This is a genomic window from Rhodococcus sp. NPDC076796, assembly GCF_040702765.1.
Lineage (GTDB): Bacteria > Actinomycetota > Actinomycetes > Mycobacteriales > Mycobacteriaceae > Rhodococcoides.
Map to the genome: position 1 here is coordinate 138,337 of NZ_JBFBMS010000003.1, position 15,817 is coordinate 154,153.

At 67.0% G+C, this 15,817-nt stretch carries 16 protein-coding genes; 1 reads left to right on the forward strand and 15 read right to left on the reverse strand.

Translation table 11 applies throughout. The features are described from left to right. Position 1: 1 nt before the first annotated feature. From AB0366_RS10835 to rpe, 12 genes are all read right to left on the reverse strand, one after another. Positions 2-1,213, reverse strand: a complete 1,212-nt coding sequence (locus AB0366_RS10835; protein ID WP_032377823.1) for a phosphoglycerate kinase — start codon at positions 1,211-1,213, stop codon at positions 2-4. 5 nt (positions 1,214-1,218) lie between these two features. Beyond that, positions 1,219-2,238: a type I glyceraldehyde-3-phosphate dehydrogenase gene (gene gap / locus AB0366_RS10840; RefSeq protein ID WP_121869931.1), complete on the reverse strand. Its 1,020-nt coding sequence runs from the start codon at positions 2,236-2,238 to the stop codon at positions 1,219-1,221. Between the two features lie 120 nt (positions 2,239-2,358). Further along, positions 2,359-3,342 (reverse strand): DNA-binding protein WhiA, encoded by a 984-nt coding sequence (whiA, locus tag AB0366_RS10845; protein ID WP_068050529.1) that lies wholly within the window; start codon positions 3,340-3,342, stop codon positions 2,359-2,361. Further along, on the reverse strand, positions 3,333-4,358 hold the full coding sequence (gene yvcK, locus AB0366_RS10850) for a uridine diphosphate-N-acetylglucosamine-binding protein YvcK (protein ID WP_366243955.1): 1,026 nt from the start codon (positions 4,356-4,358) through the stop codon (positions 3,333-3,335). The genes whiA and yvcK overlap by 10 nt, the downstream gene beginning before the upstream one ends. Continuing rightward, positions 4,355-5,221 carry an RNase adapter RapZ gene (gene rapZ / locus AB0366_RS10855; protein ID WP_314144260.1) on the reverse strand — a complete coding sequence of 289 codons (867 nt, stop codon included), beginning with the start codon at positions 5,219-5,221 and terminating at the stop codon, positions 4,355-4,357. The genes yvcK and rapZ overlap by 4 nt, the downstream gene beginning before the upstream one ends. 83 nt (positions 5,222-5,304) lie before the next feature. Next, entirely contained in the window at positions 5,305-7,395 is a 2,091-nt protein-coding gene (uvrC, locus tag AB0366_RS10860; protein WP_366243957.1) for an excinuclease ABC subunit UvrC, read from the reverse strand. Between the two features lie 71 nt (positions 7,396-7,466). Then, positions 7,467-7,925, reverse strand: a complete 459-nt coding sequence (locus AB0366_RS10865) for a PH domain-containing protein (RefSeq protein WP_366244401.1) — start codon at positions 7,923-7,925, stop codon at positions 7,467-7,469. Positions 7,926-7,954: 29 nt separating this feature from the next. Next, positions 7,955-8,452 carry a 6,7-dimethyl-8-ribityllumazine synthase gene (ribH, locus tag AB0366_RS10870; protein ID WP_121869933.1) on the reverse strand — a complete coding sequence of 166 codons (498 nt, stop codon included), beginning with the start codon at positions 8,450-8,452 and terminating at the stop codon, positions 7,955-7,957. Continuing rightward, the gene (locus AB0366_RS10875; protein WP_366243958.1) at positions 8,449-9,735 is read right to left on the reverse strand and encodes a bifunctional 3,4-dihydroxy-2-butanone-4-phosphate synthase/GTP cyclohydrolase II; all 1,287 of its coding nucleotides are present in this window, start codon (positions 9,733-9,735) and stop codon (positions 8,449-8,451) included. Before AB0366_RS10875 ends, ribH begins: the two co-directional genes overlap by 4 nt. Before the next feature lie 86 nt (positions 9,736-9,821). Then, positions 9,822-10,433, reverse strand: coding sequence for a riboflavin synthase (locus AB0366_RS10880; RefSeq protein WP_366243959.1), 612 nt, complete (start codon positions 10,431-10,433; stop codon positions 9,822-9,824). Continuing rightward, positions 10,434-11,465 (reverse strand): bifunctional diaminohydroxyphosphoribosylaminopyrimidine deaminase/5-amino-6-(5-phosphoribosylamino)uracil reductase RibD, encoded by a 1,032-nt coding sequence (ribD, locus tag AB0366_RS10885; protein WP_366243960.1) that lies wholly within the window; start codon positions 11,463-11,465, stop codon positions 10,434-10,436. Continuing rightward, positions 11,465-12,139 carry a ribulose-phosphate 3-epimerase gene (gene rpe / locus AB0366_RS10890; RefSeq protein ID WP_366243962.1) on the reverse strand — a complete coding sequence of 225 codons (675 nt, stop codon included), beginning with the start codon at positions 12,137-12,139 and terminating at the stop codon, positions 11,465-11,467. Before rpe ends, ribD begins: the two co-directional genes overlap by 1 nt. Before the next feature lie 35 nt (positions 12,140-12,174). Here rpe and AB0366_RS10895 point away from each other — a divergent pair, with 35 nt between their 5' ends. Next, a complete protein-coding gene (locus AB0366_RS10895; protein ID WP_366243963.1) occupies positions 12,175-12,564 on the forward strand; it encodes an MmcQ/YjbR family DNA-binding protein in 390 nt (129 codons plus the stop codon). A 32-nt stretch (positions 12,565-12,596) separates the two neighbouring features. Here the strand turns inward: AB0366_RS10895 and AB0366_RS10900 are convergent, their stop codons facing one another. From AB0366_RS10900 to AB0366_RS10910, 3 genes are all read right to left on the reverse strand, one after another. Next, complete coding sequence (locus tag AB0366_RS10900) at positions 12,597-14,066, reverse strand: transcription antitermination factor NusB (protein WP_366243964.1); 1,470 nt, start codon at positions 14,064-14,066, stop codon at positions 12,597-12,599. Next, positions 14,063-14,986 (reverse strand): methionyl-tRNA formyltransferase, encoded by a 924-nt coding sequence (gene fmt, locus AB0366_RS10905; protein WP_366243966.1) that lies wholly within the window; start codon positions 14,984-14,986, stop codon positions 14,063-14,065. Before fmt ends, AB0366_RS10900 begins: the two co-directional genes overlap by 4 nt. A gap of 87 nt (positions 14,987-15,073) precedes the next feature. Continuing rightward, the gene (locus AB0366_RS10910; RefSeq protein WP_366244402.1) at positions 15,074-15,751 is read right to left on the reverse strand and encodes a PadR family transcriptional regulator; all 678 of its coding nucleotides are present in this window, start codon (positions 15,749-15,751) and stop codon (positions 15,074-15,076) included. Between the last annotated feature and the right edge of the window lie 66 nt (positions 15,752-15,817).

Consider the following 15,817-nt stretch of genomic DNA (forward strand, 5'->3'; position numbering starts at 1 on the left):
GTTACGCCTCCAGGACGGATAGGCCGGGGAGCTGCTTGCCTTCGAGGTATTCGAGGGATGCACCGCCGCCGGTGGAGATGTGCGAGAAGCCGTCGTCGGGCAGTCCGAGGGTGCGCACCGCAGCCGCGGAGTCGCCGCCGCCGACGACGCTGAACGCGCCCTTCTCGGTGGCTCCGATGATCGCTTCGGCGATGCCCTTGGTGCCGGCCGAGAACTTGTCGAACTCGAACACGCCGGCCGGTCCGTTCCAGAAGACGGTCTTGGCGTTCGAGAGGACCACGGCGAAACGACTGACCGAGTCGGGCCCGATGTCCAGGCCCATCCAGCCGTCCGGAATCTCGGACGCCTTGACGGTCTTCGCCTCGGCGTCCGCGGCGAACTTGTCTCCGACGACGATGTCGACGGGCAGGTGGATCACGTCTCCGAAACGCTCGAGCAGGTCCTTGCAGACCCCGATCTGATCCTCCTGCAGCAGCGAGTTTCCGACCGAATATCCTTGCGCGGCAAGAAACGTGAACGCCATGCCGCCACCGATGACGAGGGTGTCGACCTTGGGGGCCAACGCCTCGATGACGCCGAGCTTGTCCGAGACCTTGGAGCCGCCCAGCACCACCGCGTACGGACGAGCAGCGTCCTCGGTGAGCTTGGCCAGCACCTCGACCTCGGCAGCGACGAGGGTGCCCGCGTAATGCGGCAGCAACTGCGCCACGTCGTAGACCGACGCCTGCTTGCGGTGCACGACGCCGAATCCATCGGAGACGAACGCCGCGTCGTCGCCCGCCAGAGCCACGAGCTCACGAGCCAGAGCAGCCCGCTCGGACTCGTCCTTGCTGGTCTCGCGCGGATCGAAGCGAATGTTCTCGAGCAGCAGTACGTCGCCGTCGGTCAGACCCTCGGCGCGAGCCTCGGCGTCCTGACCCACCACGTCGCCCGCGAGCTGAACGTGGCGTCCCAGCAGCTCGCCCAGTTTCGCTGCGACCGGAGCCAGGCTGTACTTCGCGTCGGGCTTGCCGTCGGGACGACCGAGGTGCGCGGTGACGATGACCTTGGCACCCGCCTCGACCAGTGCCCGAAGAGTCGGGATCGACGCCTGGATACGGCCGGGATCGGTGATCGTGCCGTCCTCGAGCGGGACATTGAAGTCCGATCGCACGAGGACGCCACGGCCTTCGACACCGGCATCGAGCAGATCCTGCAGTGTCTTGACAGCCATCGGTGTCAGAGGGACTTGCCGACGAGACCGATGAGGTCGGCGAGGCGGTTGGAGTAGCCCCACTCGTTGTCGTACCAGGAGACGATCTTGACCTGGTCGTCGATGACCTTCGTCAGCGGCGCATCGAAGATCGACGAGTGCGGGTCGGTGACGATGTCCGAGGACACGATGGGATCGGTGTTGTACTTCAGGATGCCCTTCAGCGGACCCTCGGCAGCAGCCTTCATCGCAGCGTTGATGTCCTCGGCGGAGGCCGACTTCTTCAGCAGCGCGGTGAGGTCGGTGACCGAGCCGGTCGGGATCGGAACCCGCAGCGCGTAGCCGTCGAGCTTGCCGAGCAGCTGCGGGAGAACCAGGCCGATTGCCTTGGCTGCACCGGTACCGGTCGGGACCACGTTGAGAGCTGCAGCGCGGGCGCGACGCATATCGCTGTGCGGGCCGTCCTGCAGGTTCTGATCCTGCGTGTACGCGTGAATCGTGGTCATCAGACCCGAGACGATGCCGAACTCGTCGTCGAGAACCTTGGCGATGGGGCCGAGGCAGTTGGTGGTGCACGACGCGTTCGAGATGATGTTCTGGCTGCCGTCGTACTTGTCGTCGTTGACGCCCATCACGATGGTGATGTCCTCGCCCTTGGCGGGCGCGGAGATGATGACCTTCTTGGCACCGGCGTCGATGTGGCCCTGAGCCTTCGCAGCGTCGGTGAAGATACCGGTGGACTCGACGACGACGTCGACCCCCAGGTCACCCCACGGAAGTGCGGACGGGCCCTCGCGCAGCGACAGCGCCTTGATCTTCTGGCCACCGACGACGATGGTGTCCTCGCCCTCGAGCGAGACGTCGTGCGACAAGCGACCCAGGATCGAGTCGTACTTGAGCAGGTGTGCGAGCGATGCGTTGTCGGTCAGGTCGTTGACAGCAACGATTTCGATGTCGGTGGTACCGAGCGCCTTCTGCGCATCGACAGCCCTGAAGAAGTTACGCCCGATGCGGCCGAAGCCGTTGACGCCTACCCGGATCGTCACTGTTCGCTCCTAAAAGTTGTGAAAACAGATGTCTGATTGTGCCTGCGTGCGGGGTGCCACACGCGGTTCCCACCCTAGTGTGCGCGCAGGCAGAGCGCGCGCATCACGTGATCGGGCCGGTCACGCCTCGTCGAGCAGTTCGGCGGTGACCGCGGACTCGGTGTCCGGAATTCCGGTCTCCTTGGCCTTGCGGTCGGCCATGGACAGCAGGCGCCTGATTCGGCCTGCCACAGCGTCCTTGGTCATCGGTGGGTCGGCCAACTGGCCGAGTTCCTCGAGTGAGGCCTGCCGATGCTGGACTCGGAGCGAGCCCGCGGCGGCCAGATGATCCGGTACGTCCTCGCCGAGGATGTGCAGGGCCCGCTCGACGCGTGCTGCTGCGGCCACGGCGGCCCTGGCCGAGCGGCGCAGGTTGGCGTCGTCGAAGTTGGCGAGCCGGTTCGCGGTGGCCCTGACCTCGCGTCGCATGCGTCGTTCTTCCCAGATCAACCGGGTGTCCTGTGCCCCCATACGGGTGAGCAGTGCCCCGATCGCCTCGCCGTCACGGACCACTACTCGATCGGTGCCGCGGACCTCGCGTGCCTTGGCGGCCACTCCGAGGCGTCGAGCGGCTCCGACGAGCGCGAGCGCAGCTTCCGGTCCGGGGCAGCTGATCTCCAGAGCCGAGGATCGACCCGGTTCGGTGAGCGAACCGTGCGCCAGGAACGCGCCACGCCATGCGGCCTCGGAGTCCCCCACCGTGCCGCCGACGACCTGCGCGGGCAGGCCGCGAACCGGGCGACCGCGCAGATCCAACAGGCCGGTCTGCCGTGCCAGCGCCTCGCCGTCCTTGGCGACGCGCACCACGTAGCGAGAGGTCTTGCGAAGCCCGCCTGCTCCGAGCATGTGCACGTCGGAGGAGTAGCCGTACAGCTCGAAGATCTCCCGACGCAGCCGTCTCGCAATGGACCCGAGGTCCACCTCCGCCTCGACCACCACTCGGCCCGCCACGATGTGCAGTCCGCCGGCGAATCGCAGCAGTGCGGACACCTCGGCCTTGCGGCAACTGACCTGACTGACGGTGAGCCTGCTCAGCTCGTCCTTGACCTCCGCTGTCATGGCCACGAAGTGATCCCCTCTCTGCGTGCGGCAGTCGGTGCGGTGCCGTCGGTGGACGACACGATGGAGCCGAGAGCCGCAGCAAGCTTGCCGTAATGATGTGCGTGGGTGCCGTTTTCGGCAACGTCGACGTAGACGACCTCGGCACCGAGCCGGGCCGCTGCCCGCGCCACGTGCTCGCGGTTGCTGCCTTCCGGGACCGAGGCGGAATCGACCAACACGTAGTCGATTCCCAAATCCGGTGCGTGTTGGGAGAGTACGTGGACATGCCGCTCGGCGGAGAATCCGGTGGTCTCCCCCAGTTCTGGGGCCAGGTTCAACACCAGTACCTTCGGCGCGCTGGTGCGAGCCAGCGCGGTGAGCTGATCCGGCACCAGCACGTGCGGGATGACGCTGGAGAACCACGATCCCGGTCCGAGCACCACGAGGTCGGCCTTCTCAATCGCAGCGAGTGCATCCGCAGAGGCCGGCGGTTCGGGTGGCAGCAGTCGAACGCGGCGAACCTTGCCGGGAGTCGTCGCCACCGCGACCTGTCCGCGAATGACGCGGCTCACGCGTGGGTCATCCTCGAGACCGGAGACGTCGGCCTCGATGTCGAGTGCGATCGGCGACATCGGAAGCACTCGTCCGTCGATTCCGAGCATCCGCACCATCTCGTCCAGTGCGGCGATCGGGTCGCCCAGTACCTCGGTGAGGCCGGCGAGGATGAGGTTGCCCACCGAATGACCGGCCAGAGCGCCCGTGCCACCGAAGCGGTGCTGCAGCACGTCGGTCCAGAGCTGTGTTCGCTCGTCCGAGCGTGCCAGCGCGGCCAGTGCCATGCGCAGGTCCCCGGGCGGAATGACGCCGAGCTCGGCTCGCAGACGCCCCGAGGATCCTCCGTCGTCGGCGACCGTGACGATGGCGGTGACGTCGTGACCGAGCAACCGGGCCGCCGACAGCGTGGCGTACAGGCCGTGACCGCCTCCGAGAGCGACGATCTTGGGGCCCGATGCCGGTACTTCGGTGTCGACCTCGCTCATTCGCGACCCAGATCCCGATGCAGCACGCGCACCGACACATCACCCTGATCGGCGAGAATTGCGGCCAGTGCCTCGGTCATCGCGACACTTCGATGCTTTCCTCCGGTGCAGCCCACCGCCACCGTCATGTATCTCTTGCCTTCCCGCACGTATCCCTCGATCGTCAGATTCAGCAGATGCGTATATGTCTGCAGGTAGTCGCGTGCCCCGTCCTGACCCAGCACGTAATCGCGCACGTCCGCGTCCTGTCCGGTGTGTTCACGCAGCTCGGGCACCCAATGCGGATTGGGCAGAAAGCGCACGTCGCAGACCAGGTCGGCGTCCATCGGCAGGCCGTACTTGAAGCCGAACGACTGCACGGTGACGCCGACGCCGGTGGTGTCGGCGTCCCCGAACACCGTCTCGATCTTGCGCCGCAGCTGATGCACCGACAGGGATGTGGTGTCCACCGTGAGATCCGCCGCTGCCTTGACCTGGGCGAGTCGCAACCGTTCGGCGGTGATGCCCTCGGTCAGCGTTCCGTCCTGACCGTCGTTCTGCAGCGGATGGCTGCGCCGGTTGGACTCGAATCGACGGATCAGCACGGCGTCGGACGCGTCGAGGAAGAGCACTCTGTTGCGCACGCCCTTGGAGTCGAGTTCTTTCACGACCCAGCCCAGATCGCCGGTGAACAGGCGACTTCGAACGTCCATGACCAGTGCCAGTCGTTCGATTCTGGGCTTGGACTCGAGTCCGAGATCGACCATCTTGGAGATGAGCTCCGGCGGTAGGTTGTCGGCGACGTACCAGCCGAGGTCCTCGAGAATCTTGGCCGCGGTACGCAGTCCGGCACCGGAAACGCCGGTGACCAACGCCACTTCGATCTCGTCGTGCCGCGACTCCCCCGCGGAGGGCTGTTCGAGGTGCTCTTCGGACGGTGGATGTCTCTGTGTCTGGTGTTCGCTCACTACGAAGCCTGTCCCGCCGATTCCACACGCGGTGCGATCGCATGTTCCGCCGTGTTCTCGCCCGATATCGTTGCAGTTGCGGTGCCATCATCGCCTACATCGGCGTCGTCCGTGTCGGAACCCAGCGCGGCCAGCACCGACTTGGCCGTGGTCTCGCCGATTCCCGGAACCTCGACGATTTCCGCGACCGTCGCACGCTTGAGGTTGGCAACCGAACCGAAGTGCGCCACCAGTGCCGTCCGACGCGACTCGCCGAGTCCGCGGACCGAATCGAGAGCCGACGCCGTCATCCGCCGCGACCGCTTGCTGCGATGGAACGTGATCGCGAATCGGTGCGCCTCGTCGCGGACCCGTTGCAGCAGGTAGAGCGACTCGCTCGTACGCGGCAGGATGACCGGATCCTCCTCCCCCGGGACCCATACCTCCTCGAGCCGCTTGGCCAGACCGACCACGGCAACATCGGTCACGCCGAGCTCGTCCAGTACCGCCGCGGCAGCGGCCACCTGAGGGGCACCACCGTCGACGACGAACAGGTTGGGTGGATACGCGAATTTGCGCGGTCTGCCGGTCTGCGGATCCAACGCGGCTTCCGGGGCCAGATCGCCCCCGGTCCCCTCGGCCGAACCGTCCGCGGAGTGTCGTAGGAATCGGCGACGGGTCACCTCGGCGATGCTCGCCACGTCGTCCGAGTGTCCGTCGCCTGCCGCTTCCTTGATCGCGTAGTGGCGGTAGTCGCTCTTGCGGGGCAATCCGTCCTCGAAGACGACGAGCGAGGCCACCACATCGGTTCCCTGCACGTGGGAGATGTCGATGCACTCGATGCGTAGTGGTGCGGAATCCAGATCGAGTGCCTCCTGAATGCCCTGCAGCGCAGCCGATCTCGATGTGAAGTCGCCCGCGCGCTTGAGCTTGTGCTGCTGCAGGGCCTCCTTGGCGTTGCGTTCGACGGTCTCGGCCAATGCCTTCTTGTCGCCGCGTTGGGGAACCCGCAGGGTCACGTTCGAGCCCCGGAGTTCACTGAGCCAGACCTGTACCTCGTCGGCATTGTCCGGCAGGACCGGAACCAGAACTTCCCTCGGAACGGCATTGGAACCACCGTCGTCGCCGCCCGGTGCCTGGGCGGACAGGGCAGCCTGCTCGCCGTAGAACTGCGTCAGAAACTGCTCCACCAGGGCGGGCAGATCGGCCTCGTCCTGGCGTTCGATCACCTCTCCCGCCTTTTCCACCACCCAGCCGCGTTGCCCGCGCACGCGGCCGCCTCGGACGTGGAAGACCTGGACGGCAGCTTCGAGGGCATCGGTGGCGAAGGCGACGAGATCGGCGTCGGTGCCGTCGCCGAGCACCACCGCCTGCTTCTCCAATGCCCGACGCAGCGCACCGACGTCGTCTCGCAGACGTGCGGCGGTCTCGAAATCCAGGTCCTCGGATGCAGCCTGCATCTTCTTCTCGAGCTGACGAACGAGCTTGTCCGTCTTTCCGGCCAAGAAGTCACAGAAGTCCTCGACGGTGGCGCGATGCTCGTCCGCGCTGACCCGGCCGACGCACGGTGCCGAGCACTTGTCGATGTAGCCCAGCAGGCAGGGCCTGCCGATCTGATTGTGGCGCTTGAACACTCCGGTCGAGCACGTGCGCGCGGGAAACACTCGCAGCAGTAGGTCCAGCGTCTCGCGAATGGCCCACGCGTGCGCGTACGGGCCGAAGTAGCGCACGCCCTTGCGCCTGGGTCCGCGGTAGACGAACAACCGCGGGTATTCCTCGTTCATAGTCACCGCGAGCATCGGATAGCTCTTGTCGTCGCGGTAGCGGACGTTGAACCGTGGATCGAATTCCTTGATCCAGTTGTACTCGAGCTGCAGGGCCTCGACTTCGGTGGTCACCACGGTCCACTCCACCGACGCTGCGGTGGTGACCATCTGGCGAGTACGTGGATGCAGCGAGGCGACGTCGGCGAAGTAGGAATTGAGCCGACTGCGGAGGCTTTTGGCCTTTCCTACGTAGACGACGCGACCGTGCGGATCGCGAAATTTGTACACCCCCGGCTCCACCGGGATGGTTCCGGTGGCCGGGCGGTAGGTAGCGGGGTCGGACACGACATCCACGTTAGCCGTCGGGTCCGACGTTCTCCGCATCCGCAGCTCAGCTGTGGTGCGGAGGTACGACGTCAGTCCTGATCGACCGCGACGTCCGGAACGGAGGCGGCGGGTGCGTATTTGCGTTCGAGGGTGCGGAACTGTCGTACCGCCGCGACCGCATGGTCACGATCGTTGGACTGGATGGCCATCACGTTGATGAACTCGTCGTCGGGGATGTCGACCCTGGCCCACATCGCTCCGTCCGGGAAAGACAGCCCCTGCACCAGATCCCACTCGATCAGACGCTCCGACAACAGGTTCCGTACCGCGACACCGGCCGGCCCGACGCGAATGCGCGGGCGCGTCAGCACGAGCGCGAGGCCTCCGAGCAGAAGTCCGATGCCCGCCATCGCAAGTTGGTCGGCGGTTCTGAAGTACACCCCGGTCGGCGACACTCGCAGCAGGACGGCGACGGTGGAGTGCGCCACCACGAGCAGTACCGCCGTCGCGATGGCGTAGCGAGCCGACTTGCGCGACTTCACCACCATGTCCCACTCGGCGGACGGTGCGGTGCCGGTCACGTGAACTCCTGATTCGTCCAGGGTTGGCGCAGGTGCTTGAGAGTCAGCGCCGTGTCGATTGCGGCCGCGGTGGCCTGCGCACCCTTGTCCTCGAACGAACCAGGAAGTCCGGCGCGATCGAGCGCCTGCTGCTCGTCGTTGGTGGTGAGCACACCATTGGTGACCGGAGTGCCCTCGTCGAGTGAAACTCGCGTCAGGCCTGCCGTCACGGCGTCGCACACGTACTCGAAGTGCGGTGTGCCCCCGCGGATGACGACGCCGAGAGCGACGACGGCATCGTGGTTGCGGGCCAGCGCCTGCGCGACGACCGGCAGTTCGATGGCCCCGGCCACCCGGATGACCGTGACGTCCTGAATCCCCGCCGACTCGGCTTTGCGTAGTGCACCGTCGAGGAGCGCCTGGGAGATCTTCTCGTGCCACTGACCGGCGACGATCGCCAGCTTGAGATCACTCGCGCCCGCGAGCTGCAGGGTGGGTTCGCCTTCGCCGCTCATGAGGTGGCCCCGTTTTCGGCAGGAGTGGAGCCTGCGGAATGACCTTTTTCGAAGTCATCCAACCCGGTGAGGTCGTGGCCCATGCGGTCGCGTTTGGTGCGCAGGTAGGTGAGGTTTTCGGCGTTGGCGCGCAACGGCATCGGTACTCGTTCGGTGACGTGCAGGCCGTAGCCGTCGAGTCCCACTCGCTTGGCGGGGTTGTTGGTCAGCAGCCGCATCGAGGAGACGCCGAGGTCGACGAGGATCTGTGCGCCGATTCCGTAGTCGCGGGAGTCGGCGGGGAGGCCGAGCTGCAGGTTGGCGTCGACGGTGTCCGAGCCTGCGTCCTGGAGTTGGTAGGCCTGGAGCTTGTGCAGCAGACCGATCCCTCGTCCTTCGTGTCCGCGCATGTACAGCACGATGCCGCGTTCCTCGGCGGCCACCATTTCCAGGGCCGCGTCCAACTGTGGTCCGCAGTCGCAGCGCAGTGATCCGAACACGTCGCCGGTGAGGCATTCGGAGTGCACTCGAACGAGCACGTCGTTGCCGTCTCCGTCGGGGCCCGCGATGTCGCCGCGGACGAGCGCGACGTGTTCGACCTCGTCGTAGATGCTCTGGTAGCCGACGGCGCGGAATGTGCCGTGGCCGGTGGGGATTCGGGCGTCGGCGACGCGAACGACGTGCTTCTCGTGCTTGCGACGCCAGGCGATGAGGTCGGCGATGGAGATGAGGGCGAGGTCGTGTTCGTCGGCGAAGACGCGCAGTTCGTCGGTCTGGGCCATCGCGCCTTCGTCTTTCTGGCTGACGATTTCGCAGATGACGCCTGCGGGCCGCAGGTCTGCCATACGGGCGAGGTCGACGGCGGCTTCGGTGTGGCCGGGGCGACGCAGCACTCCGCCGTCCTTGGCGCGCAGCGGTACGACGTGGCCCGGACGGGTGAAGTCGTTGGCTCCGGTGTCTGGGTCGGCGAGCAGTCGCATCGTGGCCGCCCGGTCGGAGGCCGAGATTCCGGTGCCGATGCCTTCGCGGGCGTCGACGGTGACGGTGTACGCGGTTCCGTGCTTGTCCTGATTGGTGGCGAACATCGGCGGCAGGCCGAGCCGGTCGCAGTCCTCACCGGAGAGTGGAACGCAGAGATAGCCGGAGGTGTAGCGGACCATGAAGGCGACCAGTTCCGGGGTGGCCTTCTCGGCGGCGAAGATGAGGTCGCCTTCGTTCTCGCGGTCCTCGTCGTCGACGACCACCACTGCTTTGCCCGCAGCGATGTCCGCAACTGCGCGCTCGATACTGTCGAACCTGGTCACCACGGTGTGCTCCATACGTCTCGGGCCTGGCTCAGCGCCCTGGAAATTCTCCTGTGCACCATCGATTGCGTGCACGTCAACAGTACTTACTGTGCGTGGATCGTCTGCAGCCGCTCCACGTACTTGGCGATGACGTCGACTTCGAGGTTGACCGGCGATCCGACCTCGGCCGTGCCGAGAGTGGTCAGGTCGAGGGTAGTGGGGATCAGAGAGATCTCGAACCAGTGCGCTCCGTCGTCGACGCCGAGTCCGGAGACGGTGAGCGAGACGCCGTCGACGGTGATCGAGCCCTTCTCCACGACGTAGCGCGCGACCGAGGTGGGCAGTGCGATACGCACGACGGTCCAGTTCTCGGACGGGGATCGGCCGATGATCGTTCCGGTGCCGTCCACATGGCCCTGTACGAGGTGCCCGCCGAGGCGGCTACCGAGCGCGGCGGCCCGCTCGAGGTTGACGCGGCTGCCCACGTCGAGGGCACCGAGGCTGGAGCGGTTCAGCGTTTCCTGCATGACGTCGGCGGTGAATCCGCCGTCGGGCAGCACCTCGACGACGGTCAGGCAGACGCCGTTCACCGCGATGGAGTCGCCGTGGCCAGCATCGGAGGTCACCACGGGGCCCCGAACGGTGAACCGCGCGGCGTCGGGCAGTTCGTCCTTGGCGACGATCTCGCCGAGCTCTTCGACAATTCCGGTGAACATCTACTTCGCTCCTTCGGGCACGACGCCGATCAGAATGTCGTTGCCGATCATGGTGACTGTCTCCGTGCGGAACCGAATTGCGTCGGCAATTGTTCCGATGCCCGCATTCTCCACCGCTGCGGGGCCGCTGCCCAACACCGCCGGTGCGACGTACGCCACGACGCGGTCCACCAGTCCCGCAGCGAGGAATGCGCCGGCCAACGTCGGACCGCCCTCGATCTGGATGTCGGTGTGCTCGCTCAGGGCGTCGATCACGGCCGCGGGGTCGTGTGTGTCGAGGAACACCGTGGGTGCGTCGGACCCACGTATTGCCGCAGTCGCCGGAATCTGCCGCGATCCGACGACGACGCGCACGGGTTGGTGAGGCGCAAGGGTTCCGTCGGGACATCGCGCGGTCAGTCGCGGGTCGTCGGCCAGCACGGTACCGGTTCCGACGACGATGGCGTCGAGCTTGGCTCGCTCGGCGTGGACGTGCGCCCGGGCCTGCGGTCCGGTGATCCACTGGCTCGTGCCGTCCGCCGCAGCGCTGCGTCCGTCGAGGGTGGCGGCATATTTCCACGTCACGTGCGGCCGACCGGTGCGCTGCTTGTGCAACCAGGAGCGCAGTGGCCCCTGCCGCACCGCGATCTCCCCGATCCCCTGTGCGACGCGAATGCCCGCCGCACGAAGGGCTGCCCCGCCGCCCGATGCGAGCGGATTCGGATCGGCGACGGCATGCACGACCGCGGCGATGCCCGCGGCGATCAGGGCCTGTGAGCACGGTCCGGTGCGGCCGGTGTGGTTGCAGGGTTCGAGGGTCACCACCGCGGTGCCGCCGCGAGCGCGGTCCCCGGCCTCGGCCAGCGCGACGATCTCGGCGTGTGGACCGCCGGGCGGACGCGTCGAGCCGATGCCGACAACGACGCCAGCGGCATCGAGGATCACAGCGCCGACAGCAGGGTTGGGACTGCTGATGCCGCGGGCGGACTCGGATGCCTCGACGGCGAGGGCCATGGCGTCCGCGACGGACAGTGCTGCGCCCTGGCCGTTCATTACGACAGGTGGTGTGATGCGCGGGCGGCTCGGTCGCGTAGGTCGCGCACAGCGGCTGCGGGGTCGGCGGTGTTGTAGACGGCCGATCCGGCGACGAAGCAGTCGATTCCCGCCTCTGCGGCCTGCTCGATCGTGTCGGAGTTGATGCCACCGTCGATTTCCACTGTCAGTCGGAGATCACCGGAATCGACAAGTGCTCGAACGGCTTTCGCTTTCGCGAGTACCTCCGGCATGAACGACTGTCCGCCGAATCCCGGCTCCACACTCATCACCAGCAACGTGTCGAAGTTGCGCAGGATCTCGAGGTACGGCTCGATGGGTGTTCCCGGCTTGACGGACAGTCCGGCTTTGGCTCCCGCGGCCCGGATGTCTCGTGCGACGGCGGACGGGTCGTCGGTCGCTTCGGCGTGGAAGGTGACGTTGTACGCACCCGCCTCGGCGTACGGCGGCGCCCAGCGGGCCGGGTCCTCGATCATCAGGTGGCAGTCGATCGGAATGTTCGTCGCCTTCAGCAAGCTCTCCACGACCGGCAGCCCCAGGGTGAGGTTGGGTACGAAGTGCGCGTCCATGACGTCGACGTGCAGCCAGTCGGCTCCGGACACGGCATCGGCTTCGGCAGCCAGACGCGCGAAATCTGCGGACAGGATCGAGGGGGCAATCATCGGGGAAACCACGATTGACGAGCCTAGCCCAGCGGTATCGTTCGCCCATGACCACCATGGTTTCCGTGACGGCGGTGATCGCCGAGTTGCCCGAGGTCACCGAGAGTGTTCGGTACGGCCATCCGGCGTGGTCGGTGGGCAAGAACGTGTTCGCGTGGATTCGTCCGTTCAGCAAGGCCGATCTGAAGCGGTTCGGCAGCGAGATCCCGCCCAGCGGGCCGATCCTCGCCGTCCGCACCGCTGATCTCAACGAAAAGGAAGCCATCCTCGCCGCCCACCCGCGGGCGTGCTTCACCATCTCGCATTTCGACGGGTTCGCTGCCGTTCTGGTCGACATCGACAACACCGAGGACGACGAACTGCGAGAACTGATCATCGACGGGTGGCTGGTCTACGCCCCGAGAGACGTGGCCGAGGCGTTCCTGGCCGGCGACTGATCGCCGGCCTGCAGATCACATCGGCTTCCCGGTCACATCGGTTTACGCAACGCCGCCATGAACATTGCATCCGTGCCGTGTCGGTGGGGCCACAGCTGCACCGACGTACCGTCGCCGAGCTGCGGGACTCCGGGAACCAGCTCGCGGGTATCGAGCTGTTCGACGCCGTAGCGGCGGACCGCGTCGGCGACGACGGCGGTGGTTTCGGACAGGTGCGGCGAGCAGGTCGAATACAGCACCACTCCGCCCGGGCGTACCAGCTCGATCGCCGCGGCCAGAAGCTCCTTCTGCAAGGTCACCAGTGCCGCCACATCGGAGGGTTGACGACGCCACCGGGCCTCCGGCCTGCGGCGCAGGGCACCGAGCCCGGTGCACGGCGCGTCGACGAGCACGCGGTCGTAACCGCCGTCGAGTCCGGACGCTCGACCGTCGACAGTGTGCACCGTCACCGGGAGATCCTTCGTCGTCTTGGACACCAGGTCGGCTCGGTGCGGCGTCGGTTCGACGGCGTCGACCGTGGAACCGTCGATTTCGGCGATGGCACCGATCAGGGCAGCTTTGCCGCCCGGCCCGGCGCACAGGTCCAGCCACCGGCCACCGTCCTCGCCGACGAGCGGCGCGAGGGTGAGCGCCCGGCCGACGAGTTGACTGCCTTCGTCCTGCACCCCGGCCAGTCCGTCCCGGACGGCGTCGATCTTGCCGGGATCTCCGCCGTCGAGGTGCACGGCGTACGGCGAATAGGGTCCCTCTTCTCCCCCGGTGATCAGCGCCAGCTCTTCTGCGGAGATCTCGCCGGGTCGGGCCACCAGGTGAACCGAGGGACGCGCGTCGTCGGCCTCGAGCACCGCGGCGAGTTCACCGGCGTCGGCACCGAGTGCATCGGCGAAGGCCTGCGCGATCCACTTGGGGTGGGCGTACTCGAACGCGAGGTGGCCGACAGGATCGACCGCCGTCTCGGGCGCAAGCTCGTCCACCCACTGCGCAGCCGTGCGCTCGGACACGCGGCGCAGCACCGCATTGACGAAACCTGCTTTGCCGGTACCGAATTCGGACCGAGCCAGTTCCACCGACGTGGCGACGGCCGCGTGCGGTGCCACTCGGGTGCGGAGCAGTTGGTAGGAGCCGAGCCGCAGAATGTCGAGCAGCGGCCCGTCGATCTCGGCGGCAGGCCGACCGGCAGCATGGGCGATCACCGCGTCGAGCACACCACGCGCCCGGGACGCACCGTAGGCGAGTTCGGTGGCCAGTGCCGCGTCGCGCGAGTCCAGTTTGCGCTCTCGCAGCAGGCCGGGGAGCACCAGGTTGGCGTAGGCATCCCGTTCACGCACCGCCTTCAGGACGTCCCGGGCGGCACGGCGGGCCGGGTCGATCGCGTCGACGCCGCGGGGTCCTGCTCCCTGTGGGGGCCGGTTTCCCTTCGGGCCGCGAGCTCCCGGCGACTTCTTGACGTGCTTGCGCGGTGGGCTCGACTCGCGCTTACGAGGCCTGTCGGGTTCTGTCATCGCGCTACCGCCGTATCGTCCAGCCGAGCGCCGCGCGCCCAGTCGAGTGCCTTCATGAGCTTCTTGCCCTGCGGTTGAACATCGCCGAGAACCACTGCGGTCGTGCCTGTTCCGACGTGCACGCCGGACTTGCGAACCTCGATCCGGCCCGGAGCGAGCGTCTCCTCCGAGATCTGAACCGGGGCGATCTTGACGCGGAGTTCACCGATCGTCGTCCATGCGCCCGGTGCGGGGGTGACCGATCTGATGTGCCGATCGACGAATGCTGCAGATCGAGTCCAGTCGATGCGCGCGGCGTCGACGCTCACCTTGCTCGCGTAGGAGATCCCGTCCTCGGGCTGCGGATGCGCGGATGCCGTCCCGTCCTCGATCGCGTCGAGGGTGGCAGCCAGTAGGTCTGCTCCGCTCGACGCCAGACGGGTGAGCAGGTCCCCCGTCGTATCGGTTGCCCGCACCCGCTCGGTGACGACGCCGAGGACCGGTCCGGTGTCCATTCCCGCGTCGAGCAGGAAGGTGGAGGCACCGGTGATCTCGTCGCCTGCGGCGATGGCGGCCTGTACCGGCGCGGCGCCTCGCCACGCGGGCAGCAGCGAAAAGTGCAGATTGATCCAGCCGAAGCGAGGGATGTCGAGCACCGGCTGCGGCAGCAGGGCCCCGTATGCGACGACCGGACACACGTCGGGCGCGAGTTCGGTCAGCTGTGAGACGAAATCCGGATCCGAGGGCTTCGCGGGTGTGAACACAGGTATTCCGTGCTCGTCGGCGAGCTGCCCGACCGGCGAGCGCGCCGTCTTTCGGCCCCGACCGGCCGCGGCGTCGGGCCGGGTCACCACCGCGATCACCTCGTGGCGTTCGGACTCCAGCAGTCGCTGCAGCGACGGGACTGCAGGCTCCGGTGTTCCGGCAAAGACGACGCGCACTCGAGCAACTCCCTGGGATGGACGAAAGGATCTCGGGTGTTCATCCTAGGGAGTCGCGAGCGCTGCGGACGATTCCGCACCAGCCGATCACGTCGCGTCGGGGGCATCGACCGTGTCGTCGGGATCTCGATCGGTCGGCGCGTCGTCGGCAAGGATCCGGTACAGCGACCTGCGTGCTTCGGTGAGGATGTCGGCGGCCTGCTCCACCTGTTTCGGTGTGCCGACTCCGGCGACCTGACCGGCTGCGCCCATCAACTGGCCGATGAGCGCCCGAAGATCCCGGGCGTCGACACCGACGGACCCTGCCACGGCGTCCCAAGGGCTCCCCAGGTCGGCGCGATGAGCCTCGACGTGCGTTCGCCCCTCGTCGGTCAGCGCAGCCGTCTTGCGGCCGGCCACCTTGTCGATCAGGACCAGGCCCTCGTCTTCGAGTTGCGACAGGGCCGGGTAGATGGAGCCCGGGCTCGGCTTCCAGGTGCCGTTGCTCTTCTCGGCGATCTGCTGGATCAGTTCGTATCCGTGCATCGGACGTTCCTCGAGCAGTAGCAGGATTGCAGCGCGCACGTCCCCGCGTCGCCCTCGCCCTCCCCGACCCCGGCCTCGACCGAAATCTGCATTCGGCCCGAAACCGCCGGGGCCGAAGCCGTGCCTACTCCGTTCACCGTGGCCTCTCCTTCCACGACCTCGCTCTCGCGGACCGTGGTCGTCCGACGGGTCGTGATCGTCGCTCTGCGCGACCCACATCTGAAATGGCGCGCCTCGCATCTGTCGACCTGCGACTGCGCGGCGTCCGAATTCGTTCGCGAATGCTTCGAATGGGTGGTTCATGTC

What these genes read in the sequence shown, in the direction of transcription:
- AB0366_RS10835 (WP_032377823.1), bottom strand. Translation starts at nt 1,213, where the DNA reads ATGGCTGTCAAGACACTGCAGGATCTGCTCGATGCCGGTGTCGAAGGC.
- AB0366_RS10910 (WP_366244402.1), bottom strand. Translation starts at nt 15,751, where the DNA reads ATGCGAGGCGCGCCATTTCAGATGTGGGTCGCGCAGAGCGACGATCAC.
- yvcK (WP_366243955.1), bottom strand. Translation starts at nt 4,358, where the DNA reads ATGAGCGAGGTCGACACCGAAGTACCGGCATCGGGCCCCAAGATCGTC.
- ribH (WP_121869933.1), bottom strand. Translation starts at nt 8,452, where the DNA reads ATGAGCGGCGAAGGCGAACCCACCCTGCAGCTCGCGGGCGCGAGTGAT.
- ribD (WP_366243960.1), bottom strand. Translation starts at nt 11,465, where the DNA reads ATGAACGGCCAGGGCGCAGCACTGTCCGTCGCGGACGCCATGGCCCTC.
- AB0366_RS10880 (WP_366243959.1), bottom strand. Translation starts at nt 10,433, where the DNA reads ATGTTCACCGGAATTGTCGAAGAGCTCGGCGAGATCGTCGCCAAGGAC.
- AB0366_RS10900 (WP_366243964.1), bottom strand. Translation starts at nt 14,066, where the DNA reads ATGACAGAACCCGACAGGCCTCGTAAGCGCGAGTCGAGCCCACCGCGC.
- AB0366_RS10895 (WP_366243963.1), top strand. Translation starts at nt 12,175, where the DNA reads ATGACCACCATGGTTTCCGTGACGGCGGTGATCGCCGAGTTGCCCGAG.
- AB0366_RS10865 (WP_366244401.1), bottom strand. Translation starts at nt 7,925, where the DNA reads ATGGTGGTGAAGTCGCGCAAGTCGGCTCGCTACGCCATCGCGACGGCG.